This window comes from Microbacterium sp. SCN 69-37 (assembly GCF_001724435.1).
GTDB lineage: Bacteria > Actinomycetota > Actinomycetes > Actinomycetales > Microbacteriaceae > Microbacterium > Microbacterium laevaniformans.
In genome coordinates, this window is record NZ_MEEL01000026.1 from 1 (window position 1) to 26,993 (window position 26,993).

Genomic DNA, 26,993 nt, shown 5'->3' on the forward strand with positions numbered 1-26,993 from the left:
CCGCGGCCAGGAAGTCCTCAGCAGATCCGATGTCGTTGATGGCGACCTGCTTGGTGGCCGGGGCGGTCGTTGCGGTAGTCATGTAGTGGGTTGTCCTTGTTGGGTTGGATATCGGGCTCCGGCGCGAGATGATCGCGCAGCGGCAGACGGACGAAGACGAACGAATGCCCCGCCGGAGCGGTCGGTCAGGGATTGCGTGTCATGAGCGTGCGGCGTGGCGCCACACGAATGACACTCCAGGGTATCAGAATCACCGGCTCGCCGTCGGGGGCATCCCGCGCGGCGGCGGGTCCGTCGCTTAGCCCCGCAGCGGATCGGCGGGGTCGGCCGGATCCAACGCCGGAGCCCCCGGCCGCGAGAGCGTGAGCACCGCCCACGCGACGCGGGGGCTCGCGGCGAGTCGGTCTTCGACGGCGTTCAGCTGAGCGGCGACCGCATGCTCGGGGATGTCGCCGACGAGATCGACGGCGGCGACCACGAACACCCGTCCCGGTCCGACGTACTCGATGTGCAGATACGTGATCTGTGCGATCTCGGTCTGCTCGAGGAGGCGCTGCAGCGCGGCGGCCCGCACGCGCGGCTCGACCGCGACGCCCACCAGGAAGCGGCGGTTCTGGCGGATCAGCACGATCGCGACGACGGCCAAGAGCACGCCGACCAGAATCGATCCGATCGCGTCCGGGGCCGCAGATCCGGTGAGCTGATGCAGCAGGATGCCGAGGAAGGCGATCACCAGACCGATCAACGCCGCGGCATCCTCGAAGAAGACCGCACGCAGCGTGGGATCAGACGTGTCCATGACGTACTCGAGCACGTCCTTCGCGCTCTCCCGTGCGCGACGACGCGACTGGCGCAGCGCTTGGAGGAACGAGACGCCCTCCAGGACGAACGCGACACCCAGGACGGCGTAGGAGACGCCGAACAGACCGGCCGGCTCAGGCGCGAACAGCTCCTGCACCCCGTGCATGATCGAGACGCCGGCGCCGACGGCGAACAGACCGAACGCCGCGAAGAGCGACCACACGTACGCTTCCCGTCCGTACCCGGTGGGATGCCGCGCATCGCGCGGACGCGCCGACCGGCGGGTCGCGACGAAGAGGAAGATCTCGTTGCCGGTGTCCGCCCACGAGTGCGCGGCCTCGGCGAGCATGCTCGCCGCACCGGTGAGCACCGCCGCGACGGTCTTCGCGACGGCGATGAGGAGGTTCGCTCCGAGCGCGACGAGAACCGTCAGCAGCGACTCCGCATCGCCGGCTGCGCCGTCCGGCGCAGGGAGCGCCGCGCGGCGGGACGATCGGGAGGGCGCCATGCTCACACGCTACGCGGGGTCGACGACGCCGTCGACGTACAGCCAGCGACCGTCGAGACGACGGAAGCGGCTCCGTTCGGCGAGGACGCCGCGTGCGCCGGTGCCGCGCTCCCGCCACGCGGCCCGGAACGCGACGGTGGCGCGGACGTCGCCCGCCCCTCCGTGGGTCTCATCGATATCGAGGCGCTCCCAGCACAGGTCGTCGTCGAGCTCCAGTAGATCGGGGCGGGTGCCGGGGTGCCAGGACGCCAGCAGATGACCGGCGTCGCCCAGCGCGAACGCCGTGAACCGTGAGCGCATGAGCTTCTCCGCCGTCGCGGCCGCGAGACCGTCGAGAACAGGACCGCAGCATGCGGCGAACGCGCCGCCGCCGCACGGGCACGGCGATGCTGCGGAGGGCCGACGGCCGCGTGGCGGGGAGGCGGCGCCGAAGGACATTCCCCGACTCTACGACGCTCGCGCGCTCGCGCGCGCCGCGTGTGCGGCTGTGGAAAACCGCGGTGAGCGCACGGCGCGGTGGTTACCGTGAGGGACATGACCAGGCGAAGACACGTGTTGTCGGCAGTGGTGGCGCTCGCGCTGGCCGGGAGCATCGTCGGATGCACACCGCAGAGCACGCCGTCGCCCGCGCCGAGCTCCAGCTCCTCGACGTTCTCCTCGGATGCCGAGGCCTTCGCCGCCGCCGAGGCGACCTACCGCGCCTACGTCGATGCCCTAAACAAAGTGTCCTTCTCCGATCCCGCAACTTTTGAAGACGTCTATGCGTGGACCGCCGGCGCACTTCGAGAAGCCGACCAGAGGAGTTTCGAGGACAGCAGCAGAGCTGGCCTGGCGATCGAGGGCAGTTTCCGGGTGGTGAAGCTAAGTGCTTTCACGCAGGATGCGGAAAGTGGGACGATGACGCTTGACGCCTGCCTCGACGTCTCGAGCGTAAGAGTCACGGATGTCACGGGCACGCCGCAGGGCGACACGACTATGGCTGACATTGTGCCCCTGAGACTCACATTTGAACCGCGCGCGCAGACCCCCACCGCACTGGTGATCACAGATACTCAACCACGCAGCGAGGGGGACGCATGTTAGGCGTGGCGACCTTTGCAACGCTTCTCCTTATAGACATGATCGTTGCTCCCCAGGCGCGGACGTGCTCAGCAATTGATCAAGCACTCGGCAACTGCTCGATCTCCAACACCGGATCGTCGGTCGAGATCGGCGCGACGCGGCCGGGCGGATCTGGCGGTTCCGGGGGTTCCCGCGGCGATGGCGGCGATGCCGAGGCCGCGCCGGCGCCACCGCCGCCCGCGTGCACCGACAGCCTGTGCCGGGGCAATTACTCGGTCGTGGTGCTGCAGCCGACCCTCAGCGACGTGGCGTCGTTCGCTCCGGCATCCGCACCCTTCGTCGATGAACCCGATGGGGTCGGCATCGTCGGCATGCCGATGAACTTCGTCGCGACGGCCGGAGTCCACGAACAGGCGGGGACACTCTTCGACCTTCCGGTCACGGTCCGCTTCACGCCGACGTCGTACCGCTTCATCTACGGCGACGGCACGTCGCGCGACAGTCCCACGGGCGGCCGGACCTGGGCCGCGCTGGGACGCGCGCAGTTCAGCGCCACCGACACCAGCCACGCCTATGCCGCACGCGGCAGCTACACCGCGACGGCGACCGTGCGCTATGCGGCGCAGGCGAACTTCGGCAACGGATGGATCGATGTGCCCGGCCACCTCGACATCCCCGCCGGCACGACGACGCTGCAGATCGTCGACGTCAAGACCGCCCTGGTCGACAAGACCTGTCTCGAGAATCCGCGCGGGCCCGGCTGCTGACCCCGCGCCGTCGCACCGTCGTGACAGGATGAGCGCGTGGCCGATCGCCTGATGCTCCTCGACACCGCGTCCCTCTACTTCCGTGCGTTCTACGGCGTGCCGGACACGGTCACAGCGCCCGACGGCACCTCGGTCAACGCCGCACGCGGGCTGCTCGACATGATCGCCAAGCTGGTGTCCACATACGAACCCACTCACGTCATCGCCTGTTGGGATGACGACTGGCGTCCGCAGTGGCGGGTCGATCTCATCCCCACATACAAGACCCACCGCGTCGCCGAGGTCGTCGCCGACGACACCGACATCGAAGAGGTCCCCGATCCGCTCACGGCCCAGATCCCTGTCATCCGCGACGAGTTGGCAGTTCTCGGCATCCCCGTGGTCGGTCGGGCCAATCACGAGGCTGATGACGTCATCGCCAGCTACGCGGCACAGCACGCCGGTCCCGTCGATGTCGTGACGGGCGACCGCGACCTGTTCCAACTCGTCGACGATGCCCGGTCGGTGCGCGTGATCTACACCGGACGCGGCATGAGCAAGCTCGAAGTCCTCGACGAAGCTGCCGTCGTCGAGAAGTACGGAGTGCGCGCGAGCCAGTACTCCGACTTCGCGGTCCTGCGCGGTGACGCCTCGGACGGGCTGCCCGGCGTCGCCGGGATCGGGGAGAAGACGGCTGCAGCCCTTCTCGCCACTCACGGCGACCTCGCCGGCATCATCGCCGAGGCGGCCCGCGGAGGCCTCGCGGCGGGCGTTCGTGCGAAGATCGTCGCCGCGAACGACTACCTCGCCGTCGCCCCGCAGGTCGTCGAGGTCGTCCGCACGCTCGACCTTCCCGCCGTCGGCGCACCGCTGCACTCCCCCGACCCCGATGCCACCGCGCGGCTGGATGCCGAGTGGAACCTCGGCGCTCCGCTTGCCCGCGCGATCGCCGCCATCACGGCCCGCGCCTGACGATCAGCGTGCGAGCCAATCGCGCAAGCGGTCCAGCGGCCACGTGGTGATGATCCGCTCCGGCGGGACACCGGTTCGCTCCGCACGCGCCGCCCCCTCATCGATCAGACCGAGTTGACCGGGCGCGTGCGCATCCGAGTCGAGGGAGAAGAGGCACCCCTCCGCCAGCGCGAGAGCGATGAGCTCCGACGGTGGATCCTCACGTTCCGGTCGCGCGTTGATCTCGACGGCGACGTCATGAGCCGCGCAGGCCGCGAACACGGCGCGCGCATCGAAGGTGGAAGCCGGCCGCGTGCCCCGTTCGCCCCGCACGAGCCGGCCTGTCACGTGGCCGAGCACGTGCGCCTGACCCGAAGAGACCGCCGCCACCAGACGGCGGGTCATCGCCGGCGATTCCATCCGCAGCTTCGAGTGCACCGAGGCGACGACCACGTCCAGCCGCCCCAGCAGCATCCGCTCCTGATCGAGATGCCCGTCGTCGAGGATGTCCACCTCGATACCGCTGAGCAGTGTGAAGCGATCGTCACTGAACGACGGTATTTCGTCGAGCTGCGCACGCAGTCGTTGCGGGCTCAGACCATTGGCCACGCGCAGACGCGGCGAGTGATCCGTCAGCGCGAGGTATTCGTGACCGAGGGCGCGCCCCGCGTCGACCATCTCGCCGATCGAGGTCGTTCCGTCCGACCAATTCGAGTGACAGTGCAGGTCGCCGCGCAGCTTCGCCCGCAGCGTGGATCGTGCGGGAGCGAACCGGTCTCGCAGCTCCGCCAGATAGGCGGGCACCTCGCCGGCGAGCGCCTCCTGGATCACGCGGAACGACGAGTCGCCGACGCCCTTGCGCCGGCGGAGCGCGGCGACGTCGCGGAGCTCGTCGTCCGAGAGATCCTCGATCGCTGCCGCCGCCGTGCGGAAGGCGGCAGAGCGGTATCGCGACGCCCGCTCGCGCTCGAGCAGCGTCGCGATCTCCCGCAGCGCGTCGATCGGCTTCATCTGCACGCCATCATGACAGCGAAACGGGCCCGCGCGGCGCGCGGGCCCGTTCGCACGACGACCGGCACCGAGGCCAGCCGCGTGAGAGCCGCACCGAAGAGGATGGACAGGATTCCCACGCCCATCGCGAAGGCAGCGACCCCGAAGGAGACGACGGAGGTGAACAGCGAGGCGCGCAGGAACGAGGCGTTCATCATCGTCGCGCGCACCGGGTCGTCCTTGTCGAGCTCGGCGTAGGTCTTGCCCCCCGACGCCTTCAGAGCGTGGTGCTGGATGATGTCGGCCTGCACGTACGCGGTGAACGGCCCCTGGACGGTCTGTCCCTGGAACGCCATCGCATCGTCGGGCACGGTGATGTTCTCCGCACGCAGCTGGCTGGAGACCGTGAGCCAGACGACCAGACCCACCACGATGAGCGCGATGCCGCCGAGGATGCCGAGAATGCCGGCGATCTTGACGAAGCCGACCTTCTTCTGCGGGGGTTCAAGGGTGTCGGCGGTAGCGATGTTCTCTGACATGGCGGGTCCTCTCTTCGGTGCCGTGCTGTTGCCTCACGGTATCGCTCTCACGAGAGCCGGGACCAGGGGAACGGGCCGGAGAAAACCCTGTGGTCAGTCCACAGCGCGCGTCGTTGCCTCGACCCAACGGTTGAGGACACCGCGAGCCGAGCCGTCGTCGATGGCGTCCGCCGCCCGGTCGCGAGCGTCGGCGAGACGCTCGACGATCGGCAGCTGCACCTGCGTGGCGTCGCGGAACAGGTCGTACGAGACGATTCCCGCGGCCGCGTTCAGCAGCACGATGTCGCGCACGGCGCCCTTCTCGCCGTCGAGCACCCGTCGCACGACCTCGGCGTTGTGCTGCGCATCGCCGCCGAGCAGGTCGTCGATCTCCGCCAGAGGGATGCCGAGGTCTCGCGGATCGAGGTCGTGCTCATGGATGTCGCCTCGGCTGATCTCCCACACGCGGCTGTGGCCCGTGGTCGTGAGCTCGTCCAGGCCGTCATCGCCGCGGAAGACCAACGCCGTCGCTCCGCGTGTCTGGAAGACGCCGGTGATCAGAGGAACGCGGTCGAGAGCGGCGACCCCCACGGCGTTGGCCTCGGCGCGGGCCGGGTTGCAGAGCGGCCCGAGGAAGTTGAAGACCGTGGGCACGCCCAGCTCCGCTCGCGTCGGTCCCGCGTGACGGAAGCCGGGATGGAACGCGGACGCGAAGGCGAAGGTGATGCCGGCCTCGGCCAGCACCTCGGCGACTCGCTCCGGCGGCAGTGCCAGATCGATGCCGAGCGCACCGAGCACGTCGGAGGATCCTGAGGCGGAGCTGGCGGCGCGGTTGCCGTGCTTGACGACCGGGATTCCGGTCGCCGCGGCCACGATCGCCGACATCGTCGAGATGTTGACGGTGCCGAAGCGGTCTCCCCCGGTGCCGACGATGTCGAGCACGTCGGCGGACACAGGCAGCGGCAGCGCGGCCTCGAGGATCGCGTCGCGGAAGCCCACGATCTCGTCGACCGTCTCGCCTTTCGCGCGCAGCGCGAGGAGGAATCCACCGAGCTGCGACGGGGTCGCCGTGCCCCGCATCACCTGCCGCATGGCCCAGGTCGACTCGGACACGCTGAGGTCGCGCCGCTCGAGCACCGCCGTGAGGATTTCGGGCCAGGAATAGAGCTCCGCCATGAGCCCCGATCCTATCGGCACTCTGCCAGCCAACTCCCGGCGCGCCCGAAGGCCCCTCCAATCCCCCCGAAAGTCGAACGCACCTTCAGTGATGCGAAAACCGGCTGTGAAATCAGCCATAATGGGGAGCGTGACGACCACTCCAGCGACCTATTCCCAAGCCTTGCGTTCCGTCAAGCGGCCGGATCCGGTCGCCGTCGGCACCATCGTGTGGCTCGGCAGCGAGGTCATGTTCTTCGCGGGTCTCTTCGCGATCTACTTCACGCTGCGCAACGCCTCCCCCGACCTGTGGGCTGCCAGCACCGGCGACCTGAACGTGCCGTTCGCGGCCGTGAACACCGGCATCCTGGTGCTCTCCTCGTTCACCGCCCAGGCCGGGGTTTTCGCCGCCGAGCGCTTCCAGCCGTATCGTCGCGGCTCCATCTGGCAGTTCCGCCAGTGGGGAATGGTGGAGTGGTTCTTCCTCACGTTCGTGATGGGAGCCGTCTTCGTCTCCGGACAGGTGTGGGAGTACGCGACGCTCGTCGCAGAGGGCATGCCGATCAGCGCGAGCTCGTACGCGTCGGCCTTCTACATCACCACCGGTTTCCACGCGCTGCACGTGACGGGCGGCCTCCTGGCCTTCCTCCTCGTGATCGGCCGCGCCTACGCCGTCAAGAACTTCGGACGCAAGGAGATGACGTCTGCGATCGTCGTCTCGTACTACTGGCACTTCGTCGACGTGGTGTGGATCGTCCTGTTCTTCGTCATCTACGTCGTCAAGTAAGAAGCGGAGCTGAGTTCCTCCATGGCAACCAAGACCACCCGGCAGAAGACCGGTCGTCGCAGCAAGTGGGCTGCCGCCGCGCTCATCGGCATCGGCCTTCTCGTCACCGGCGGCGTCTACGCCGGCGCGTCGGCGGCGATGGCCGCGACGGAGCCCGCGTCCGCGTCGTCCACGACGCTGACCGTCGAAGACGGCAAGAAGCTCTTCCAGGCCAACTGCGCCACGTGCCACGGCCTCAACATGGAAGGCACCGCTGACGGACCCTCCCTGTACGGCGTCGGAGAGCTGGCCGTCGAGTTCCAGATGTCGACGGGACGCATGCCGCTGCAGATGCAGGGGCCGCAGGCGCCTCAGAAGCCGGTGCAGTTCACCGAGGACCAGATCCGTGCGATCGCGGCCTGGGCCCAGTCCGTGGCGCCCGGCCCGACTTATCCGGATGCGCGCATCCTCGACGGCAAGGGCGATGTCGCCAACGGCGCCGAGCTCTTCCGCGTCAACTGCGCCATGTGCCACAACGTCGCCGCCGCCGGTGGTGCACTCACGGAGGGCAAGTACGCCCCGGCACTGACCAAGACCAGCCCGCTGCACATCTACGCGGCGATGGTCACCGGCCCGCAGAACATGCCGGTCTTCAACAACATGACCATCACTCCGGACGAGAAGCGCGACATCATCTCGTCGCTGATGTACCTGCAGGAGAACGAGTCCGCCGGCGGTTTCAACCTCGGCTCGCTCGGCCCGGTCTCGGAGGGTCTGTTCATCTGGATCTTCGGCATCGGCGCGCTCATCGGCATCACCGTGTGGATCACGGCGAAGTCGAACTGATCGGGCACACGTGGACAACGGCACTGACGTAGGGAACGGACGAGACATGGCACACGAGGAAGACGCACTCGAGCACGAGAGGGCTTCATGGAAGCCTTCCCCCGGGCTCGCCGTCGCCGTCCCCGACCCCGTGCAGAACCCGGGCCTCCCGCCGCACCGGGAGCGCATCACCGATAAGGACCCGGCCGCCATGCAGCGCGCCGTCCGCACGGTCTACACGCTGTTCTACCTCTCTCTCGCAGGGAGCATCTGGGCGGTCGCCGCCTACATGCTCTTCCCGATCGAGAGCGGCCAGATCGTCGACATCCGCCACAACAACCTGTTCATCGGGTTGGGCATCGCCCTCGCGCTCCTCGCAATCGGCATCGGGGCGATCCACTGGTCCAAGGCCGTGATGAGCGACAAGGAGCACATCGAGCCGCGTCACGCCACGCGCGGACGCGACGTGACGCGAGAGGGCGCTGTCGCGGTCTTCCGCGAGGCGAATGAGGAGTCCGGGTTCGGACGCCGCACCGCCATTCGCGGATCGCTGATCGCCGCGCTGGTCGCGTCGGTTCTCCCCGGCATCACCCTGTTCCGCGGCCTGGCTCCCGAGTCCAGCCCGGAGAACCCGATCGCCGGCGACCCGGTCGCCCTGCTCAGCCACACGATGTGGAAGAAGGGTGAGCGTCTCGCGCACGACCCCACCGGCGAGCCGATCCGTGCCGCCGATCTCACTCTGGGCTCCGCGGTGCACGTGATCCCCCAGTCTCTCGCCGAGCTCAGCCACAGCGACGGCTACCTCGAGGAGAAGGCGAAGGCGATCGTCCTGCTGATGAGGATGCTGCCCGAGCAGATCGTCGAAGCCGAAGACCGCAAGAGCTGGTCGTACAACGGCATCGTGGCGTACTCGAAGGTCTGCACGCACGTCGGTTGCCCGGTTGCGCTGTACGAGCAGCAGACCCACCACCTGCTATGCCCCTGCCACCAGTCGCAGTTCGACGTGACTCACGGTGCCGCGGTGATCTTTGGACCGGCCGCCCGTCCGCTGCCGCAGCTGCCGATCACCGTTGACTCCGAGGGGTACCTCATCGCGCAGAGCGACTTCACCGAACCCGTCGGCCCGAGCTTCTGGGAGCGCCATTGAGCACCGCGACTGTCACCGAGACAGGCCCTGACACCACGCCTCAGACCTCGCGCGACGAGAAGCCGCTGGGCGGCCGCTTCGTCGCCGGCGCGGCGAACTACCTCGACGAGCGCACCAGTATCTCCGGTCTGGTCAAGGAGCTCGGTCGCAAGATCTTCCCGGACCACTGGTCCTTCATGCTCGGCGAGATCGCGCTGTGGAGTTTCGTCGTCGTCCTGCTGTCGGGAACGTTCCTGACGTTCTTCTTCCAGGCATCCATGGTCGAAACGCACTACGACGGGGCGTTCGTCCCGCTGCGTGGCGTCGAGATGTCTGCCGCGCTCGACTCGGCGCTGCGCCTGTCGTTCGACATCCGCGGCGGCCTGCTGGTGCGTCAGATTCACCACTGGGCTGCGCTGGTCTTCGTCGCTGGCATCGGCGTGCACATGCTCCGCGTGTTCTTCACGGGTGCGTTCCGCAAGCCGCGCGAGCTGAACTGGGTGATCGGCTTCATCCTCTTCATCCTCGCCATGGCCGAAGGCTTCACCGGTTACTCGCTGCCGGATGATCTGCTGTCGGGCAACGGCCTGCGCATCATCGACGGCATGGTCAAGGGCATTCCGGTCATCGGAACGTGGACCTCCTTCCTGCTGTTCGGCGGCGAGTTCCCCGGGACTCAGATCGTCGGGCGCCTGTACACGCTGCACATCCTGCTGCTGCCCGCCATCCTGGTGGCGCTGCTCGCCGTGCACCTCATGCTCATGATCGTGAACAAGCACACCCAGTTCGCCGGTCCTGGCCGCACGAACAGCAATGTCGTGGGCTTCCCCATGGTCCCGGTTTACATGTCGAAGATGGGCGGCTTCTTCTTCATCACGTTCGGCGTGATCGTGCTGATCGCCTCCCTGTTCACGATCAACCCGATCTGGAACTACGGTCCGTACGACCCGTCGCCGGTCTCGGCCGGTACGCAGCCCGACTGGTACATCGGATTCGCCGACGGCGCGCTGCGTCTCGTGCCGCCGCACCTCGAGTTCGTCCTGTGGGACCGCACCTGGTCGTTCAACATCCTCATCCCGCTGACGGCTTTGGGCCTGTTCATCGTGATCGTGATGCTGTACCCGTTCATCGAGGCCTGGATCACGGGCGACAAGCGCGAGCACCACATCGCCCAGCGTCCGCGCAACGCCGCGACGCGCACCGCGATCGGTGCCGCCGGCGTCACGTTCTATGCGGTGCTGTGGGCCGCGGCGTCCTCGGACATCATCGCCACCCACTTCTGGCTCACGATGGAAGGCGTCATCCACACGCTGCAGGCGCTGTTGTTCGTCGGACCGGTTCTCGCGTACTTCATCACGAAGCGCCTCTGCATCGCACTCCAGAAGAAGGACCGCGAGATCGCGCTGCACGGCTACGAGTCCGGCCGCATCGTCCGCCTTCCGGGCGGGGAGTACATCGAGGTCCACCAGCCGGTCGACCAGTACGAGATCGTCAAGCTCGTCGACTTCGAGACGAACCAGCCGCTCGTGGTGCGTCCGAACGATCAGGGTCGCATCCCCTGGCACGAGAACTTCCGCGCTTCGCTGTCGCGCTGGTTCTTCGAGGACCGCCTCGCTCCGGTCACTCAGGCGGAGCTCGAGGAAGCGCGTGCCCACCAGCACCACACGCTGGACCACATCGCCGCTGAGGAGGATGCCGAGATCCAGGGCATGCACGAGCGCGCCGGTGTCGGCGAGGCTCCGCACCACCCGATCGACGACGGCCACCAGAGTGAGACCGCCGTGCGCCCCTCGAACGTCATCGTCCCCGACGACGACAAGAAGGACGCGAAAGACGAGGATTAATCGGCCGCTCAGGCTGGCAGTCAAGCGGCGAGGAGTGACCGTCCCGGTCCTCCTCGCCGCTTCGTCGTTCGCGTAGCGTCGAACCATGACTGACGCTCTCTCCTACTTCGCCGGCAAGCTCGCACACGAGACCGACGCCTCGGACGTCTACGCGGCTCAGCACGCCGGAGAAGCCTTTGTACTCGTCGATGTGCGCAGCGCCGATGCCTGGGCCCAGGGCCACCCGGTGGGTGCTGTCCACATTCCGTACCGCGACATCGCCGAACGGGCTCCGAAGGAGATCCCCCTGACGACGCCGGTGGTCGTGTACTGCTGGAGCCCCGGCTGCAATGCCGGCGCCAAGGGCGCCGTCGAGTTCGCTCGCCTGGGCTACGCCGTGAAGGAGATGATCGGAGGATACGAGTACTGGGTGCGCGAAGGGCTGCCCACTGAGAACGCTCACGGTGTGCTCCCCCGCGTGTTCGACCCTCAGGTCATGTACGTGCGCCCGTGAGAACGCCGCCTGGGCGACAATGATGCCGGGGCTTCAGCCGGCGATCGGTCGCGCGTCTTCGCTGAAGAGCTCGGTGGCCGCGCCCGCGAAGACAACCCCGCCGGCCGACAGAATCCCCGCGTAGACGTCTGCGACCACGGCCGTCACATTGTCGCGAGAGCCGGCCTGCAGCGCCGCCCCGACCATGATCTCCGCGGCATCCTGCTGCCCGTCGACGTCTCGCAGGATCTCCTCGATCGCGTCGTCCGGCAGATAGTCGCTGACGCCGTCACTGCACAGCAGCCAGCGATCGCCGGCTACCGGCTTCTGCGAGGTCACGCTGACCGCATCGGACGGCTCGCCGCGAAGCGAGGCGGTGATGATGTTGCGGCGCGGATGCGTCATCGCGTCGGACTCCGTCACCAGCCCCTGGTCGACGAGCACCTGGACGAACGAATCGTCACGGGTCTGACGCACCAGTCGTCCCGAACGGAGCAGATAACCCCGAGAGTCTCCGGTATGCGCGAGAAGAAGGGTCCCGCCATCACCGAACCAGATGCCCGTGAACGTGGTCGCCATACCCGCCAGCGAGGGATCCCGCCGTACGTGCGCGCCCAGATCCCAGTTGGCCACCTGCAGCCGAGTGGTCAGCGCTGCCGCATCGCCCGCTCTCCAGCCTCCTGCGACCAGTCGATGCACGAGAGCCGCCGATGCGAGATCGCCGGCGGGGCCGCCGCCGACCCCGTCCGCGACGCCCGCTCCCCACGACGCGATGAAGGCGGCATCTTGGTTGACATCGCGAAACGGGCCGACGTCGCTGGAGACGCCGGCCCGCAACGAATGAGCCGTCACAGCCGAAGCGCGATCGTTCAGCGTGCGAAGTACCCGCGGTAGTACTCGAAGACCCACCCGACGATGGCGACGACGAACACGCCGAGCCCGATCGGCAAGAGGAAGGTGCCGACCGCGAGACCAAGGATGCCGAGCGCCGCGGAGAACGCGAGCACCAGAGGCCACCACGACCACGGGCTGAACTCACCCATCTCCGGGTCGCCGTCATCGATGTCGGCCGTCAGTGAGTCTTCGGGCAGCTCGCCGCCCTGCGCGCGGTGCACGCGGCCAACGTAGAAGCCGATCATCACCGACATGAACATGGTGAACAGCAGGGCCACGGTGCCGACCCACTCGATCGCGTGGAACCACGGACGATCGGAGTGCTCGATGATGTTCCAGCCGGTGTAGACCCCGGTGACCAGCAGGAAGAACGCGGCGAGGATCCACCAGAGGTTGACGTTGGTCTTCACTTACTTGACCTTCCCCTCGGCCGTGTCCATGACGGGAGCATCGGGAGCATCCTTCGCCGGACCGACACCGACCGGAAGCGCTGCTTCGGGGTGGTTGAGGTCGAAGGCAGGGCGCTCACTGCGGATGCGCGGAATCGAGGTGAAGTTGTGACGCGGCGGCGGGCAGCTGGTGGCCCACTCGAGCGATCCGCCGTAGCCCCAGGGATCGTTGACCGTGACCCGCGGCGCCTTGCGCGAGGTGATCCACACGTTCAGGAAGAACGGGATCATGGAGGCACCGAGGATCATCGCTCCGATCGTGGACACCTGGTTCTGCCAGGTCCAGCCGTCCGCGGCCGAATAGTCGGCGTAGCGGCGCACCATGCCGTCCACACCCAGCCAGTGCTGGATGAGGAAGGTCATGTGGAAACCGATGAACAGCATCCAGAAGTGGACCATGCCGAGTCGCTCGTTGAGCATGCGCCCCGTCCACTTCGGCCACCAGAAGTAGAAGCCGGCGAACATCGCGAACACGACCGTGCCGAACACCACGTAGTGGAAGTGGGCGACGACGAAGTATGAGTCGGAGAGGTGGAAGTCCAGCGGCGGTGAGGCGAGGATCACACCGGTCAGACCACCGAAGACGAACGAGACGAGGAAGCCGAGCGAGAACACCATCGGCGTCTCGAAGGTCACCGAGCCGCGCCAGAGGGTTCCGATCCAGTTGAAGATCTTCACGCCCGTCGGCACCGCGATGAGCATCGTCATGAGAGAGAAGAACGGCAGCAGCACCGAACCCGTCACGTACATGTGGTGAGCCCACACCGAGACCGACAGCGCCGCGATGGCGATCGTGGCATACACCAGGGTCTTGTAGCCGAAGATCGGCTTACGGCTGAACACCGGGAAGATCTCGGAGACGATGCCGAAGAACGGCAGAGCGATGATGTAGACCTCGGGGTGGCCGAAGAACCAGAAGAGGTGCTGCCACAGGAGCACGCCGCCGTTGGCGGGGTCGTAGATGTGGGCACCGAGCACGCGGTCGGCGGCGGCGGCCAGGATGGCCGCGGCGAGCACGGGGAACGCCATCAGGATCAGGATGCTGGTGACGAGCGTGTTCCACGTGAAGATCGGCAGACGCCACATCGTCATGCCGGGCGCGCGCATCGTGATGATCGTGGTGATGAAGTTCACCGCGCCCAGGATGGTGCCGAAACCGGACATACCGAGTCCCAGCATCCAGAGGTTGCCGCCGGCGCCGGGAGAGAACGACGCTCCCGCCAGGGGCTGATAGGCGAACCAACCGAACGCCGCCGCACCCTGCGGAGTCAGGAAGCCGGCGACCGCGATCACCGATCCGAAGATGAACAGCCACAGGGCGAACGCGTTCAGACGCGGGAACGCGACGTCCGGCGCGCCGATCTGCAACGGCAGGATCGCGTTGGCGAAGCCGGCGAACAGCGGCGTCGCGAACATCAGCAGCATGATCGTGCCGTGCATCGTGAAGAGCTGGTTGTACTGCTCCTTCGTCGGAAGGATCTGCATTCCCGGCTCGAACAGCTCAGCGCGAATGATCAGCGCCATGACGCCGCCGAGCAGGAAGAAGATCACCGACGCGATGAGGTACATGTACCCGATCGTCTTGTGGTCCGTGGAGGTGATCCACTTGACGATGATGTTGCCCTTCTGTCCCACGCGCGTCGAGCTCATGAGAGCCGCCTGACGCGGGGGCAGCGTGGTCGGGCGCGCGGAAGTCTCGCCCTGGAGAGGAAGCGTGGTCGCCATCAGTGTTGTCCCTCAGATTCGACGGGGGCTCCCGTGCCCGGGAAGTTCTGCAGTCTGTCGTAGGCCTTGTTGATGTCACCGGTCTGACCGGCGGCGCGCAGGCCTGCGAGGTACTGCTGGTACTCGGTCGGCTCGACGACCTTGACCTTGAAGAGCATCATCGAGTGGTACTGGCCGCAGAGCTCGGCGCACTTGCCGTCGTATTCGCCGACGCGTGTCGGGATGAACGACCAGTAGTTGTCCTTCCCGATGTACATGTCCTTCTTGTAGAGGAAGTCGACGATCCAGAAGGAGTGGATGACATCGCGGGAGGTCAGCTTGATCTTGACCCTCTCGTTGACCGGCAGAACCAGGGTCGGCAGGTCGCTGGTGATGTTTCCCTGGGCGTCGGTCTGAGCCTGAACGCCCATGGTCCAGACGGCGTTGTCGCCGGCCTGGCAGTCGGCCTGGTCGTCGTTGTACTGGAAGTCCCAAGCCCACTGCTTGCCGATCGCCGTCACGCAGACGTCGGGGTTGTCGTACTGGGTCTCGAGCACCGCCTGGTCGCGCGCCGTGAAGGCGAAGAAGCCGAGCACCAGGATCAACGGGACAACCGTGTAGAAGATCTCGACGGGCATGTTGTAACGAAGCTGCACCGGCAGCCCGCGCTGGCCGCGACGACGACGGTACGCGATGGCCGCCCAGCCCATGAGCGTCCACGTGATGACACCGACGGCGAGCAGAACGATCCAGGAGTTGACCCAGAGACCCGACACCATCTCGGTGTGGTTCGTGGCCTGCGTGCCGTCGTCGGTGAAGCCCGGCAGGAAGCCGTTCAGCTCGGTGGGAGTGCATCCCGCGAGGGTGATCGCCGAGGCGATCCCGATCGGGATGACGGCGAGCCGGAGTCGGCGTTTGACGCGCACGGTGCACCTTTCGGGGTCATGAAGGTCGAACACCGTTCAGTCTAAGGCAAGCTCCCACCCGATTCAGGCCATCCGCCCAGGATGTCTGCCACTATCGGAGGGGTTTTTCCCGCCTGATCAGCGACGCCCGTCTCAGTGGAAGCTGTCGCCGCAGGCGCAGCTGCCCGCGGCGTTCGGGTTGTCGATCGTGAAGCCCTGCTCGGAGATCGTGTCCTTGAAGTCGATCGTCGCACCATCCAGGTACGGCACCGACATGTCGTCGACGATGACCTCGACGCCGTCAAAGTCCACGGCCTGATCGCCGTCGAGGAAGCGCTCGTCGAAGTACAGCTGGTAGATCAGGCCCGAGCACCCGCCGGGCTGCACTGCGACGCGGAGGCGCAGGTCGTCGCGACCCTCCTGCTGGAGCAGGTTCTTCACCTTCTCGGCGGCAGCGTCCGTGAGGAGAACGCCGTGCGCAGCCGGGGTGGCCTCGACGGGGGTGTTGGTGGCGATGTCGGTCATGGCACTCTCCGGAACCTCGTTGCGATCGAAGCCGTCATCAGACGGCGGGTCGTGCTCGATTCTACGCGGCAGCGGGCACCCCGGGCCGATGACGCCCGCGCGCCGGCACGGCGGCGCACCGTGTCACCCGCGATCGAGCTCCTCGAGCAGCAGAGCCTCGGACACGAGTGCGCGACGGAACGTGTCCAGGTGGAGCGACTCGTTCGGGCTGTGGGCCCGCGCATGTGGATCCTCCACACCGGTCACCAGGATCTGTGCGCCCGGAAACTCGCGCACGAGGTCCGCAATGAACGGGATCGATCCCCCGACGCCGATGTCGACCGGCTCGACGCCGTATCCCTCGCGCAGCGCGTCGCGCGCCGACGTCACTGCGGCCCCGGCGGTGTCGACCAGGAACGCATCACCGCAGTCGACATCGCGGAAGGTGAGCTCTGCGCCGAACGGGGCGTGTGCGCGAAGGTGGGCCTCGAGCGCGGCGTAAGCCTCGCGGGCGGGCTGGCCGGGGGCCACCCGCATGCTGATGACGACGGAGACCTCGGGAGAGAGCGTGTTCGAGGCGTTCTTCACGCTCGGCGCATCGATGCCGGTGACGGTGATGGACGGCTTGTTCCAGATGCGGCTGAGGATCGCCCCTCGTCCGATCGGGCTCACGCCCTCGGGAAGCCCGGCCTCATCACGCAGGGTCTCCTCGGAGTAGTCCGGAGTCGGCGCCTCCCGCTCGGTGAGCCCGGCGACGCAGACCGCACCGTCGTCGTCCCACATCGTTGCGAGCAGCTTCACGGTCGCCAGCATCGCATCGGGCACGGCGCCTCCGAACATGCCGGAGTGGGAGGCGTGCTCAAGTGTGCGCACGGTCATGGTGAAGCGTGCGTTGCCGCGCAGCGACACCGTGAGGGCCGGAGTCGTCGCATCCCAGTTGCCGGAATCGGCGACGACGATGACGTCCGCGCGCAGCGCGTCGGCGTTGTCGCGGAGGAACTGCGCGAAGGATGCCGAACCGGCTTCCTCTTCACCCTCGATGAAGAGGTTCACACCGAGGTCGACGTCGCCGCCGCACGCATCGACGAGAGCGCGCAGGGCGCCGATGTGCGCCATGATCCCGGCCTTGTCGTCGGCGGCTCCGCGTCCGTAGAGGCGTCCACCGCGTACCGTCGGCTCGAAGGGCGGCGTCTCCCAGAGCGACTCGTCGCCGACGGGCTGAACGTCGTGGTGCGCGTACAGCAGAATCGTCGGACGCCCGTTGCGCGCTGCACGCGTCGCGAGGACCGCGGGCATCCCCTCCGCTCCCGTCTCGGGAACGATCGCGGTCTTCACCTCGACGCGTTCGAAGATGCCGAGCTGCTCGAGAAGCTCAGCCACCGCATCGGCGCTGCGTGCGACCTCAGCCCGATCGAAGCCGGGGAACGCCACCGACGGAATGCGCACGAGTCGTCCCAGATCGGCGAGGGCGGCGGGGACGGCCGCCTCGGCGGCATCGCGGACGGCGGTACGACGGGACAGCTCGGAGCTCATGCGGGTAATCTTAGAGCGCAGCTGCCGTGCGTTCCCGCGCGTGCGCACCACCCGTGATGACAACGAGGATCCACACCGTGGCCAAGAACCCCGCCGCTCCCGACGCCGACGCCACCGTTCCGACCGGACCCGGCAAGCACCGTCCGACGCCGTCGCGAGCCGAGCAGGAGGCCGCCCGCAAGCGTCCTCTCGTCGCCGACACGAAGGAGGCGCGGGCCCGCGCGAAAGCCGAGCTGGCCTCGCAGCGCGAGCGTGCCCGCATCGGCATGGCGAACGGCGAGGAGAAGTACCTGCCGGTTCGCGACCGTGGCCCGCAGCGCCGGTTCGTCCGCGACGTCGTCGACGGTGGGTGGCACCCGGGCGAGCTGCTCATGCCGCTCATGCTGATCGTGATCCTGCTGAGCCTCATTCCGAACACCGCCATCGTCTACTACGGGTTCGCCGCACTCTGGCTCTACATCCTCGTGGTCGTCGTCGACATGATCATCACGAGCGTGCGGGTCAAGAAGCTCGCGCGCGAGAAGTTCGCCGACCGCACCGAGAAGGGTCTCGGCTGGTACGCCGGCATGCGCACGATCCAGATGCGCTTCATGCGACTGCCCAAGCCGCAGGTCAAGCGCGGCGGCCGACCCGTCTGAGACGTCCTCGACGATGCCGGACTCGCCTACCGACGGCGCGACGACGAGTCGGAGGCCGACGGAGCAGTCCACTCCTCGCGCCGCGCACCAGTGGCGAGTCTGGTTCGTCATCGTGCCCGCACTCGTGGGCGTCGTGCTCTGCGCCGCGGGCGCACAGCTCGTCACTCCGACGAGCGACGGCGGATTCCCGGCCTACCTCTGCGTTCTCATCGGCGGCTGGGCAGTCGGTTTCGCCCTCGTCAATGTGCTGAGCGCCTGGCCAGAGCCGTGGCAGTGGGCAGGGCACGTCGCACTCGCCCTCGGGGCCATCGCGCTGCTGGCATCGACCACTCCCCTCATCCGGACCCTCGGATCGCTGCCGGAACCGTGGCCTCGCTCACTTTCCGTCGTCGCGCTCGGCATTCCACCGGCCGGTGGATGGGTGCTGATCACCCTCCTCGGTCGAATCTCCGGACGGTTCGACCGCGCCGCCGAGCGACGCGCGGCGGCCCTGGCGGAGCCCACGTGGAGCGAGGCGGATCGTCGCCCCGAAGTCACGGTGAACGCCGCGCGCTTCACGACAGCGGCGCTGACGGCTCTCGCCGTCGGAGCGGTGGTCGTCGTCGGCGCGCTCAGCGCGGTGGTCGTGATCGTCACCGAACGCTGGCTCCTCCGCCTGCCCCCGCTCATGATCGTCGTCGCTGTGGGCCTCTTCGTCGGGATGCCGGTGTACGCGGCGATCTGGGGAGTCGTCAACAGTCGGCGCCTCCCCGTGACGCTTCGGTGGCACACCGGGGCGCTCGTCGTGGATACCGAAGACCGGTGGACCGTGCCGTACCCGATGATCCAGAGCGTGATCTGGCGCTCGCAAGGCGATACTGCGCGCTTCGAGGTGCACACCGCGACCCGCAGCGAGACATTCCTCGTGGGCATGGTGCGCCAGCAAAACGGTAAAGCTTCGCAGCTGCCGCCGCTCATGCACCGGATGCGACGGGTACTCGAGGAGGCTGGACTGCGTGCCCACGAGCGGCGCGGCACTCTGCGCTACACGCGGAGCGCGCCAACGAACACGGTCAGCGGGTCCGGCGCGCCGCCACCAGCCCTCGGTTGATCTGACGCGCCCAGAGGGGCCCGCGGTAGATGAAGCCGGTGTATCCCTGCACGAGAGTGGCCCCGGCATCCAGCCGCTGCTGCACGTCGTCGGCGTCTTCCACGCCTCCGGCGGAGATGACGCAGAACCCCTCAGGCACGACCGCGCGCACGATCTTCAACACCTCCAGCGCCCGACCGCGCAGCGGGGCACCGGAGAGGCCGCCCGCCCCCATCGCCGCAACCGCGGAGGCGTCCGCCGTGAGGCCTTCGCGTGAGATCGTCGTATTGGTCGCGACGAGCCCGGCCAGGCCGAGGTCGACCGCCAGGCGCGCCACCGCCTCGACCTCGTCGTCCGGGAGGTCAGGGGCGATCTTCACGAGCAGGGGGGTGGCGCCTGCGGCATCTCGAACCGCCTCCAGGAGGGGGCGCAACGTCTCTACGGCCTGCAGTCCGCGCAGCCCGGGAGTGTTGGGCGAGGAGACGTTGACGACGAGGTAGTCCGCCACCGGAGCGACCAGCTTCGTGCTGGTGACGTAGTCGGCCGTGGCGTGCTCGACATCGACGATGCGACTCTTGCCGATGTTCGCACCGAGCACGGCGCGGCGGGCTCGACGGCGCGATCGGCTGAGCCTGCGGGCAGCCGCCGAGGCGCCCGCGTTGTTGAAGCCCATGCGGTTGATCAGGCCTCTGTCGGCGATGAGGCGGAAGAGGCGTGGACGCGGGTTTCCCTCCTGCGGCACCGCCGTCACGGTGCCCACTTCGACATGACCGAAGCCGAGCGCGAACAGGCCCTCACTCATCACGGCGTTCTTGTCGAAGCCGGCGGCGACACCGAACGGCGAGTCGAAGTCAATCCCGAGGGCGCGCGTGCGCAGGGACGGGTCCGGCGCCGTCAGCGCCCGCACGATCGGACGCAGCGGCCAGATGCCGAATGCACGGATGACGGGGATGACGAGGTGGTGGGCCCGCTCGGGGTCCATGTGCGCGAAGACGGTGCGGAAGATGAAGGCGTACATCGGATCTCAGCCTAGGGCGCGCCCAGGGTCGTCCCGCGCGCGACGGCCGTGACTACTCCGTCGCCTCCGCCGCGTGGTCGGCGCGCAGCTGCGCGATCGAGGCCTCGAAGTCCTCCAGCGAGTCGAAAGCCTGGTACACGCTGGCGAAGCGCAGATAGGCCACCTCGTCGAGGTCGCGCAGCGGGCCGAGGATGGTCAGACCGATCTCGTTCGTGTCGATCTGCGACGCGCCGGTCTGGCGCACCGCCTCCTCCACCGCTTGAGCGAGCATCGCCAGATCGCCTTCGGTCACCGGGCGCCCCTGGCAGGCTTTGCGAACGCCGGACATCACCTTCTCGCGACTGAACGGCTCGATGACGCCGGAGCGCTTGATGACGTTGAGACTGGCGGTCTCGACGGTCGTGAACCGGCCTCCGCACTGCGGGCATTGGCGGCGACGGCGGATGCTGAGACCGTCATCGCTGGTACGGGAATCGATCACGCGCGAATCGGCGTGACGGCAGAACGGGCAATGCACGCGTCACTCCCCCGCCGAAAGGTCCGCGAACCGCGCAGTGACCGCTTCGCCGTGCGCCGGCAGCGCCTCGGCGACCGCCAGCGCGACGATGTCGTCGTGGGCCGCCCGCAGCGCTTCGCGGTCGTACACGATGACCTGCTGCGGACGCAGAAACGTCGCCGCCGACAGGCCCGCCGCGTACCGCGGCTGCCCGCCCGTCGGGAGCACGTGGTTGCTACCGGCCAGGTAGTCCCCGAGACTCACGGGCGAGTACGCACCGACGAACACCGCACCGGCATTGACGAAGTCCTCCGGACGAGGGTCGCGCAGGTGCAGTTCGAGGTGCTCCGGTGCGTACGCGTTGCTGAAGGCCGTGGCTGCCGCGAGATCGTCGACAAGGACGACCGCCGACTGCGGACCGTTGAGCGCTTCGGTCGCGCGGGCCGCGTTGCGGGTGCGTGAGACCCGCTCCACGACCTCAGCACGCACGCGATCCGCCAACTCCTGCGACCAGGTGACGAGCACCGCCGATGCCTGCTCGTCGTGCTCGGCCTGACTGATGAGATCGACGGCGACCAGTGCAGCATCGGCGTGCTCATCGGCGACGATCAGGATCTCCGTCGCGCCGGCTTCGGAATCCGTTCCGACGAGCCCGCCGACGGCGCGCTTGGCCGCTGCGACGAAGTTGTTGCCAGGGCCGGTGACGACGTCGACGGGCTCCAGGCCGATGCTGTCCACGCCGTACGCGTAGGCGCCGACCGCGCCGGCCCCGCCCATCGCGTAGACCTCCGTCACGCCGAGAAGTCGCGCGGCGGCGAGGATGTCGGGATGCACCCTGCCGCCCGCATCGGCTTGGGGCGGCGACGCGAGCGCGACCTCGCCGACGCCAGCGACCTGAGCGGGAACGACGTTCATGACGACGCTCGACGGATACACCGCCTTGCCGCCGGGCACGTAGACACCCGCGCGCCGAACGGGCTGCCAGCGCTGTTCGACGCGGCCGCCGGGGACGATCTCGGTCATCGCCGCAGCGGGAACCTGGGCGGCAGAGGCCAGCCGCACGCGGCGGATCATCTCCTCGATCGCTCGCCGTACCCCCGGGTCGAGACGCTCGAGCGCGTCGTCGAGGTGCGCGGCGGGCACGCGAATGGCGTGATCCTCGACGCGATCGAAGCGCGCCGCCTGCTCCCGCAGCGCCGCTTCTCCGCGCAGGCGCACGTCGTCGACGATCTCGAAGGCCGCCTGAAGGGCTTCGGCGCGGGCGGCTTGAGCACGGGGCACAGCAGCAATCCACTGCGCGGTCGTCAACTCGCGACCGCGCACATCAATGGTGCGGAGCATCGTTCCAGGCTACCCGCGTGTGACGCCGGAGACGTCCGTGAGGTAGCCGATGCGGCCGTCTTCGTGACGGACGACGAAGCGATCACCACGGTCCTCGATGACCAACGCCCAGGCGGTGGGTCCGATGCGAAACAGCGGTGTGCCGTGTTCATCGACGACGTCACGCTCGACGGGAACGAGGGCCCAGAAGGCCTGCGACGGGCTGGGGGCGAGCACCGTCTCGTCCAAGACGGTGGTCTCCGACGTCGGCTCCGCGACGGGTGCGGCGCCATCGCTCTGGGCCCCGTCAGCGTGGGCGTCGGTCAGCGGCGTCGCGACGGGGCCCGCGTACGGCGCCCGCTGCGTCGCAGGACGGGCTACGACAGGGCGAGCGGGGCTCGCATACCGGTGGGCGGGCACCTGCGAGCGATGCTGGAAGTCCTCGCCGATGGTCGGCAGAAGCGGCGCGAAGACGGTGAGCACGACGCCGGCCAGCATGAGGATGAACTCCGCCCAGACGACCCAGGTCGCGAGGAAGACGCTTCCTCCGCCCACCGAGACGAACGAGCTCCAGAGGATGCCGAGCCAGATGATCGACGAGACCGAGAAGGCGACCGAGGCGAACTGATCGATGCCGAGCGAGCCGACTCGGCGGATGCCCTGGGGCGACAGCCGGCGCAGGCCGATGAGGAACACCGCGACGGTCGGCACGCCGATCGTGAGCAGCCAGTCGATACCCGTCCACACCGACTTTCCCCACCCGCCGTTGCCGTAGCTGTAGATCGGGAAGAAGGAGACGACGAACGCGACGAGCCAGACCGCACCGAGAGACACCTCACGGATCGAGAACGGCCCCACCCCGTACTGCGCAGGAGCAGCCTCGTCTACGCCGTCCGGCCCGTCGGTCATCGCCTCGAACGCCTCGGCGAAGGTGACGGTCGAAACGTCCGGCGTGGGGGTCGCGGCAGGCTCATCGGACTCGGGGCTGGCGGCGGCGTGCGAGACCGGGGTCTCATCGTCGGCACGCGCCTCAGCGCCTGCGGACTCCGCGATCGCGGGGGCGTCGTACTCGTCCGGTGTGCTTTCACCGGCGGTCTGGGGGGTGGGCTTCTCGTCGGTCACGTCACGCATCCTTCCGGAACAGAACTCGATTGGGATCCTACTCGGCCGATCCCAGGCTCACCCCAGACACTGCGGTCCGAGAAGCCCCTTCAGCTCTCCGTACAGGTCGACGGTGACACGCACCTGGGCCGGCACCTCGAACACCTTCGCGACACCGCTCTTGTGCAGCTTGAGGGTAACCTCGGTGTCGCCGGGGTGCCGTGAGAACACCTGAGCCAGTTGCGTCACCGTCGTCTCCGTCGCGCGGTGCTCGGGCATGAGGAGCACGAGGGAACCCGTGGCGTCGACGGAGCCGAGGTCGGGCGAGAACGCCGACTGGCCGTGCAGGTTCAGCCCATCATCGCGTCGGGAGACACGACCGCGTACCACCAGGATGCTGTCGGCGATGATCATGGACTGGAACTCGGTATAGGTCTTGCCCATGAACATCACGGTCACTTCGCCGTCGAAGTCCTCGACCGTGATCATGCCGTAGGGGTTGCCGCTCTGCTTCGCGACGCGGTGCTGGACGCTCGTCACGAGGCCCGCCACCGTGACGATATCGCCGTCGTGGACATCGTCCGAGGCCAGAAGATCGTGGATGGACGTGGACGCGTGCTTGGCCAGCGGGATCTCGAGCCCGGCGAGCGGATGGTCGGACACGTACAGCCCGAGCATCTCCCGCTCGAAGGCGAGCTTGTCCTTCTTGGTCCACTCCGGTCGGGGCGGCACCTTCGGAGGCACCGCTTCCTCTGCCGCGTCGTAGAGCGAGTCGAAGTCGAAGCCGATCGCGCCTTGAGCCTCGTTGCGCTTGCGGTCCACCGCCGCCTCGACCGCGTCTTCGTGCACCTCGAGGAGAGCCCGCCGTGTGTCGCCCATCGAGTCGAACGCGCCGGCCTTGATGAGCGACTCGACGGTGCGCTTGTTGGCGACGTGCATCGGCACCGTGTCGAGGAAGTGGTGGAAGCTGGAGAATCCCTCGTCGCCGCGGGCCTCGACGATGCCGTCGACGACGTTCGCTCCGACGTTGCGGACGGCGCCCAGCCCGAAGCGGATATCTTCGCCCACGGCCGCGAAGTAGCGGATCGACTCGCTGACATCGGGCGGGAGCACCCGGATACCCATTCGCCGACACTCGTTGAGGTACACGGCCATCTTGTCCTTGGAGTCTCCGACGCTCGTGAGCAGCGCCGCCATGTACTCGGCGGGATAGTGGGCCTTCAGGTACGCCGTCCAGTAGGAGACCAGACCGTAGGCGGCGGAGTGGGCCTTGTTGAAGGCGTAGTCGGAGAAGGGCAGCAGGATGTCCCAGAGCGCCTGAACGGCACCTTCGCCATAACCGCGTTCCTTCATGCCTCCGGAGAAGCCCTCGTACTGCTTGTCGAGTTCGGACTTCTTCTTCTTCCCCATCGCGCGACGCAGGATGTCGGCCTGTCCGAGGGAGAACCCGGCGACCTTCTGCGCGATCGCCATGACCTGCTCCTGATAGATGATCAGGCCGTAGGTGGTGTCGAGGATGTCGCGCAGCGGCTCTTCGAGCTCGGGATGGATGGGAGTGATCGGCTGCTGACCGTTCTTGCGCAGCGCGTAGTTGGTGTGCGAGTTCGCGCCCATCGGGCCGGGACGGTAGAGGGCGATGACGGCGGAGATGTCCTCGAAGTTGTCCGGTTTCATCAACCGCAGCAGGGCACGCATGGGACCACCGTCGAGCTGGAAGACACCGAGGGTGTCTCCTCGCGTGAGCAGGTCGTACGCCGCGCGATCGTCGAGCGTCAGGTGCTCCAGGTCGAGTTCCTCCCCGCGGTTCATCCGGATGTTGTCGAGCGCGTCCGAGATGATCGTGAGGTTGCGAAGCCCGAGGAAGTCCATCTTGATGAGGCCGAGCGCCTCACACGACGGATAGTCGAACTGGGTGACGATCTGGCCGTCCTGCTCGCGGCGCATGATCGGGATGATGTCCAGCAGCGGCTCGCTGGACATGATCACGCCGGCAGCATGCACACCCCACTGCCGCTTCAGGCCTTCCAGGCCCAGCGCGCGGTCGAAGACGGTCTTCGCGTCGGGATCGGTGTCGATGAGCGAGCGGAACTCGCTCGCTTCCTTGAAGCGCGGATGAGCGGTGTCGAACATGCCGGACAGCGGCATGTCCTTGCCCATGACGGCGGGCGGCATCGCCTTGGTCAGCCGCTCCCCCATGCTGAACGGGAAGCCGAGCACGCGACCGGCATCCTTGAGCGCCTGCTTCGATTTGATCGTGCCGTAGGTGACGATCTGGGCGACGCGTTCGGAGCCGTACTTGGCGGTGACGTAGTCGATCACCTCGCCGCGGCGACGATCGTCGAAGTCGACGTCGAAGTCGGGCATGGACACACGGTCGGGGTTGAGGAAGCGCTCGAAGATCAGCCCGTGCTCGAGCGGGTCGAGGTCGGTGATGCGCATGGCGTACGCCACCATGGAGCCCGCTCCCGATCCACGACCGGGCCCGACACGGATGCCGTTGTCCTTCGCCCAGTTGATGAAATCGGCGACGACGAGGAAGTACCCCGGGAAGCCCATCTGCAGGATGATGCCGGTCTCGTACTCGGCCTGCGTGCGGACCTTGTCGGGGATGCCGTCCGGATATCGGTAGTGCAGTCCCGCCTCGACCTCTTTGATCAGCCAGCTGTCCTCGGTCTCCCCGTGCGGCACCGGAAAACGCGGCATGTAGTTCGCCGAGGTGTTGAACTCCACCTCGCACCGCTCCGCGATGAGCAGCGTGTTGTCGCAGGCCTCGGGGTGATCGCGGAAGAGCTGGCGCATCTCGGTGGCGGTCTTGATGTAATAGCCGTCGCCGTCAAACTTGAACCGGTTGGGATCGTCGAGCGTGGACCCGGACTGCACGCACAGGAGGGCCTCGTGAGCGTCGGCCTCGTGCTGGTGCGTGTAATGCGAGTCGTTGGTCGCGACGAGCGGGATGTCGAGGTCCTTCGCGAGGCGGATCAGGTCGGTCATCACGCGGCGCTCGATCGACAGGCCGTGGTCCATGATCTCGGCGAAGTAGTTCTCCTTGCCGAAGAGGTCCTGGAACTCCGCCGCGGCCGCACGAGCGGCGTCGTACTGCCCCAAGCGCAGACGCGTCTGCACCTCTCCCGACGGGCAGCCGGTCGTCGCGATGAGTCCTTTGCCGTAGGTCTGCAGCAACTCCCGATCCATGCGCGGCTTGAAGTAGTAGCCCTCCATGCTCGACAGCGAGCTCAGCCGGAAGAGGTTGTGCATCCCCTCCGTACTCTGGCTCCACATCGTCATGTGGGTGTACGCGCCCGATCCCGAGACGTCATCGCTCTTCTGATCGGGCGATCCCCACGCCACTCTCGACTTGTCGCTGCGGTGCGTGCCCGGCGTCACGTACGCTTCCAGCCCGATGATGGGCTTCACGCCGGCCGCCTTGGCCGCGTTGTAGAACTCGAACGCCGCGAAGGTGTTGCCGTGATCGGTGACAGCGATCGCCGGCATCCCATACTCGGCCGCGGCCTGCGTCATGGCCCCGATCTTGGCCGCTCCGTCGAGCATCGAGTACTCGCTGTGCACGTGCAGATGAACGAAGGAGTCGGTTGCCACA

The 26,993-nt window shown here is 67.5% G+C and carries 26 protein-coding genes; 10 read left to right on the forward strand and 16 right to left on the reverse strand.

Features of this window, described 5'->3' with window-relative positions; translation table 11 throughout:
• Positions 1–298 precede the first annotated feature (298 nt).
• Together ABS64_RS07195 and ABS64_RS07200 are read right to left on the reverse strand one after the other, a co-directional pair.
• Entirely contained in the window at positions 299–1,309 is a 1,011-nt protein-coding gene (locus ABS64_RS07195; RefSeq protein WP_052241333.1) for a cation diffusion facilitator family transporter, read from the reverse strand.
• Positions 1,310–1,318: 9 nt separating this feature from the next.
• Positions 1,319–1,747, reverse strand: coding sequence for a YchJ family metal-binding protein (locus ABS64_RS07200; protein WP_292682234.1), 429 nt, complete (start codon positions 1,745–1,747; stop codon positions 1,319–1,321).
• A gap of 96 nt (positions 1,748–1,843) precedes the next feature.
• Between ABS64_RS07200 and ABS64_RS07205 the strand changes: the two genes are divergently transcribed.
• The 3 genes from ABS64_RS07205 to ABS64_RS07215 are packed head-to-tail and all read left to right on the forward strand — an operon-like array spanning position 1,844 to position 4,089.
• On the forward strand, positions 1,844–2,392 hold the full coding sequence (locus ABS64_RS07205; protein ID WP_292682235.1) for a hypothetical protein: 549 nt from the start codon (positions 1,844–1,846) through the stop codon (positions 2,390–2,392).
• 35 nt (positions 2,393–2,427) lie between these two features.
• Positions 2,428–3,138: a hypothetical protein gene (locus ABS64_RS07210; protein ID WP_292682237.1), complete on the forward strand. Its 711-nt coding sequence runs from the start codon at positions 2,428–2,430 to the stop codon at positions 3,136–3,138.
• A 36-nt stretch (positions 3,139–3,174) separates the two neighbouring features.
• The gene (locus ABS64_RS07215) at positions 3,175–4,089 is read left to right on the forward strand and encodes a 5'-3' exonuclease (protein ID WP_292682240.1); all 915 of its coding nucleotides are present in this window, start codon (positions 3,175–3,177) and stop codon (positions 4,087–4,089) included.
• A 3-nt stretch (positions 4,090–4,092) separates the two neighbouring features.
• Here ABS64_RS07215 and ABS64_RS07220 read toward each other — a convergent pair whose 3' ends face one another.
• From ABS64_RS07220 to trpD, 3 genes are all read right to left on the reverse strand, one after another.
• Positions 4,093–5,079, reverse strand: a complete 987-nt coding sequence (locus ABS64_RS07220) for a PHP domain-containing protein (protein WP_292682384.1) — start codon at positions 5,077–5,079, stop codon at positions 4,093–4,095.
• Positions 5,076–5,597, reverse strand: coding sequence for an aromatic ring-opening dioxygenase LigA (locus tag ABS64_RS07225; RefSeq protein ID WP_292682243.1), 522 nt, complete (start codon positions 5,595–5,597; stop codon positions 5,076–5,078). Before ABS64_RS07225 ends, ABS64_RS07220 begins: the two co-directional genes overlap by 4 nt.
• A 93-nt stretch (positions 5,598–5,690) precedes the next feature.
• On the reverse strand, positions 5,691–6,752 hold the full coding sequence (trpD, locus tag ABS64_RS07230) for an anthranilate phosphoribosyltransferase (protein WP_292682246.1): 1,062 nt from the start codon (positions 6,750–6,752) through the stop codon (positions 5,691–5,693).
• Between the two features lie 121 nt (positions 6,753–6,873).
• On the opposite strand from trpD, the gene ABS64_RS07235 reads away from it, so the two are divergent.
• The 5 genes from ABS64_RS07235 to ABS64_RS07255 all read left to right on the forward strand — a co-directional run bounded on the left by ABS64_RS07235 (position 6,874) and on the right by ABS64_RS07255 (position 11,785).
• Positions 6,874–7,518, forward strand: a complete 645-nt coding sequence (locus ABS64_RS07235) for a heme-copper oxidase subunit III (protein ID WP_005049205.1) — start codon at positions 6,874–6,876, stop codon at positions 7,516–7,518.
• A gap of 21 nt (positions 7,519–7,539) precedes the next feature.
• Complete coding sequence (locus ABS64_RS07240; protein WP_005049203.1) at positions 7,540–8,343, forward strand: cytochrome c; 804 nt, start codon at positions 7,540–7,542, stop codon at positions 8,341–8,343.
• Between the two features lie 46 nt (positions 8,344–8,389).
• Positions 8,390–9,469 (forward strand): ubiquinol-cytochrome c reductase iron-sulfur subunit, encoded by a 1,080-nt coding sequence (locus ABS64_RS07245; RefSeq protein ID WP_036287972.1) that lies wholly within the window; start codon positions 8,390–8,392, stop codon positions 9,467–9,469.
• A complete protein-coding gene (locus tag ABS64_RS07250; protein ID WP_036287975.1) occupies positions 9,466–11,292 on the forward strand; it encodes a cytochrome bc complex cytochrome b subunit in 1,827 nt (608 codons plus the stop codon). Before ABS64_RS07245 ends, ABS64_RS07250 begins: the two co-directional genes overlap by 4 nt.
• Before the next feature lie 85 nt (positions 11,293–11,377).
• The gene (locus ABS64_RS07255) at positions 11,378–11,785 is read left to right on the forward strand and encodes a rhodanese-like domain-containing protein (protein WP_292682252.1); all 408 of its coding nucleotides are present in this window, start codon (positions 11,378–11,380) and stop codon (positions 11,783–11,785) included.
• Positions 11,786–11,818: 33 nt separating this feature from the next.
• Here ABS64_RS07255 and ABS64_RS07260 read toward each other — a convergent pair whose 3' ends face one another.
• From ABS64_RS07260 to ABS64_RS07285, 6 genes are all read right to left on the reverse strand, one after another.
• Complete coding sequence (locus tag ABS64_RS07260; RefSeq protein WP_036287981.1) at positions 11,819–12,616, reverse strand: serine/threonine-protein phosphatase; 798 nt, start codon at positions 12,614–12,616, stop codon at positions 11,819–11,821.
• A 17-nt stretch (positions 12,617–12,633) separates the two neighbouring features.
• A complete protein-coding gene (locus tag ABS64_RS07265) occupies positions 12,634–13,068 on the reverse strand; it encodes a cytochrome c oxidase subunit 4 (protein WP_036287985.1) in 435 nt (144 codons plus the stop codon).
• Positions 13,069–14,832, reverse strand: coding sequence for a cytochrome c oxidase subunit I (gene ctaD, locus ABS64_RS07270; protein WP_036287989.1), 1,764 nt, complete (start codon positions 14,830–14,832; stop codon positions 13,069–13,071). It abuts the gene before it with no gap.
• Positions 14,832–15,737, reverse strand: a complete 906-nt coding sequence (gene coxB / locus ABS64_RS07275) for a cytochrome c oxidase subunit II (RefSeq protein ID WP_292682259.1) — start codon at positions 15,735–15,737, stop codon at positions 14,832–14,834. The genes ctaD and coxB overlap by 1 nt, the downstream gene beginning before the upstream one ends.
• Positions 15,738–15,869: 132 nt before the next feature.
• Complete coding sequence (gene erpA / locus ABS64_RS07280) at positions 15,870–16,241, reverse strand: iron-sulfur cluster insertion protein ErpA (protein WP_061681648.1); 372 nt, start codon at positions 16,239–16,241, stop codon at positions 15,870–15,872.
• Between the two features lie 123 nt (positions 16,242–16,364).
• Positions 16,365–17,753: a dipeptidase gene (locus tag ABS64_RS07285; RefSeq protein WP_292682263.1), complete on the reverse strand. Its 1,389-nt coding sequence runs from the start codon at positions 17,751–17,753 to the stop codon at positions 16,365–16,367.
• A gap of 77 nt (positions 17,754–17,830) precedes the next feature.
• Here ABS64_RS07285 and ABS64_RS07290 point away from each other — a divergent pair, with 77 nt between their 5' ends.
• On the forward strand, positions 17,831–18,391 hold the full coding sequence (locus tag ABS64_RS07290; protein WP_036287998.1) for a DUF3043 domain-containing protein: 561 nt from the start codon (positions 17,831–17,833) through the stop codon (positions 18,389–18,391).
• A 13-nt stretch (positions 18,392–18,404) separates the two neighbouring features.
• A complete protein-coding gene (locus ABS64_RS07295) occupies positions 18,405–19,481 on the forward strand; it encodes a hypothetical protein (RefSeq protein WP_292682266.1) in 1,077 nt (358 codons plus the stop codon).
• On the opposite strand, the gene ABS64_RS07300 is transcribed toward ABS64_RS07295, so the two are convergent.
• The 5 genes from ABS64_RS07300 to dnaE are packed head-to-tail and all read right to left on the reverse strand — an operon-like array spanning position 19,444 to position 26,992.
• Positions 19,444–20,478 (reverse strand): quinone-dependent dihydroorotate dehydrogenase, encoded by a 1,035-nt coding sequence (locus tag ABS64_RS07300; protein WP_112931650.1) that lies wholly within the window; start codon positions 20,476–20,478, stop codon positions 19,444–19,446. The two genes, ABS64_RS07295 and ABS64_RS07300, sit on opposite strands and share 38 nt — an antisense overlap.
• Positions 20,479–20,530: 52 nt before the next feature.
• Positions 20,531–20,995 (reverse strand): transcriptional regulator NrdR, encoded by a 465-nt coding sequence (gene nrdR, locus ABS64_RS07305; protein ID WP_036288013.1) that lies wholly within the window; start codon positions 20,993–20,995, stop codon positions 20,531–20,533.
• Between the two features lie 3 nt (positions 20,996–20,998).
• Positions 20,999–22,315, reverse strand: a complete 1,317-nt coding sequence (hisD, locus tag ABS64_RS07310; protein ID WP_112931651.1) for a histidinol dehydrogenase — start codon at positions 22,313–22,315, stop codon at positions 20,999–21,001.
• A 9-nt stretch (positions 22,316–22,324) separates the two neighbouring features.
• Positions 22,325–23,416 carry a hypothetical protein gene (locus ABS64_RS07315; protein WP_292682276.1) on the reverse strand — a complete coding sequence of 364 codons (1,092 nt, stop codon included), beginning with the start codon at positions 23,414–23,416 and terminating at the stop codon, positions 22,325–22,327.
• Between the two features lie 57 nt (positions 23,417–23,473).
• Complete coding sequence (gene dnaE, locus ABS64_RS07320; protein ID WP_292682278.1) at positions 23,474–26,992, reverse strand: DNA polymerase III subunit alpha; 3,519 nt, start codon at positions 26,990–26,992, stop codon at positions 23,474–23,476.
• Position 26,993 lies beyond the last annotated feature (1 nt).

Coding starts and splice junctions, on each gene's coding strand:
- ABS64_RS07195 (WP_052241333.1), bottom strand. CDS start 1,309: ATGGCGCCCTCCCGATCGTCCCGCCGCGCGGCGCTCCCTGCGCCGGAC.
- ABS64_RS07220 (WP_292682384.1), bottom strand. CDS start 5,079: ATGAAGCCGATCGACGCGCTGCGGGAGATCGCGACGCTGCTCGAGCGC.
- ABS64_RS07205 (WP_292682235.1), top strand. CDS start 1,844: ATGACCAGGCGAAGACACGTGTTGTCGGCAGTGGTGGCGCTCGCGCTG.
- ABS64_RS07285 (WP_292682263.1), bottom strand. CDS start 17,753: ATGAGCTCCGAGCTGTCCCGTCGTACCGCCGTCCGCGATGCCGCCGAG.
- hisD (WP_112931651.1), bottom strand. CDS start 22,315: ATGCTCCGCACCATTGATGTGCGCGGTCGCGAGTTGACGACCGCGCAG.
- ABS64_RS07200 (WP_292682234.1), bottom strand. CDS start 1,747: ATGTCCTTCGGCGCCGCCTCCCCGCCACGCGGCCGTCGGCCCTCCGCA.
- ABS64_RS07245 (WP_036287972.1), top strand. CDS start 8,390: ATGGCACACGAGGAAGACGCACTCGAGCACGAGAGGGCTTCATGGAAG.
- erpA (WP_061681648.1), bottom strand. CDS start 16,241: ATGACCGACATCGCCACCAACACCCCCGTCGAGGCCACCCCGGCTGCG.
- ctaD (WP_036287989.1), bottom strand. CDS start 14,832: ATGGCGACCACGCTTCCTCTCCAGGGCGAGACTTCCGCGCGCCCGACC.
- ABS64_RS07255 (WP_292682252.1), top strand. CDS start 11,378: ATGACTGACGCTCTCTCCTACTTCGCCGGCAAGCTCGCACACGAGACC.
- ABS64_RS07210 (WP_292682237.1), top strand. CDS start 2,428: ATGATCGTTGCTCCCCAGGCGCGGACGTGCTCAGCAATTGATCAAGCA.
- ABS64_RS07235 (WP_005049205.1), top strand. CDS start 6,874: ATGGGGAGCGTGACGACCACTCCAGCGACCTATTCCCAAGCCTTGCGT.
- trpD (WP_292682246.1), bottom strand. CDS start 6,752: ATGGCGGAGCTCTATTCCTGGCCCGAAATCCTCACGGCGGTGCTCGAG.
- ABS64_RS07225 (WP_292682243.1), bottom strand. CDS start 5,597: ATGTCAGAGAACATCGCTACCGCCGACACCCTTGAACCCCCGCAGAAG.
- ABS64_RS07240 (WP_005049203.1), top strand. CDS start 7,540: ATGGCAACCAAGACCACCCGGCAGAAGACCGGTCGTCGCAGCAAGTGG.
- ABS64_RS07295 (WP_292682266.1), top strand. CDS start 18,405: ATGCCGGACTCGCCTACCGACGGCGCGACGACGAGTCGGAGGCCGACG.
- ABS64_RS07300 (WP_112931650.1), bottom strand. CDS start 20,478: ATGTACGCCTTCATCTTCCGCACCGTCTTCGCGCACATGGACCCCGAG.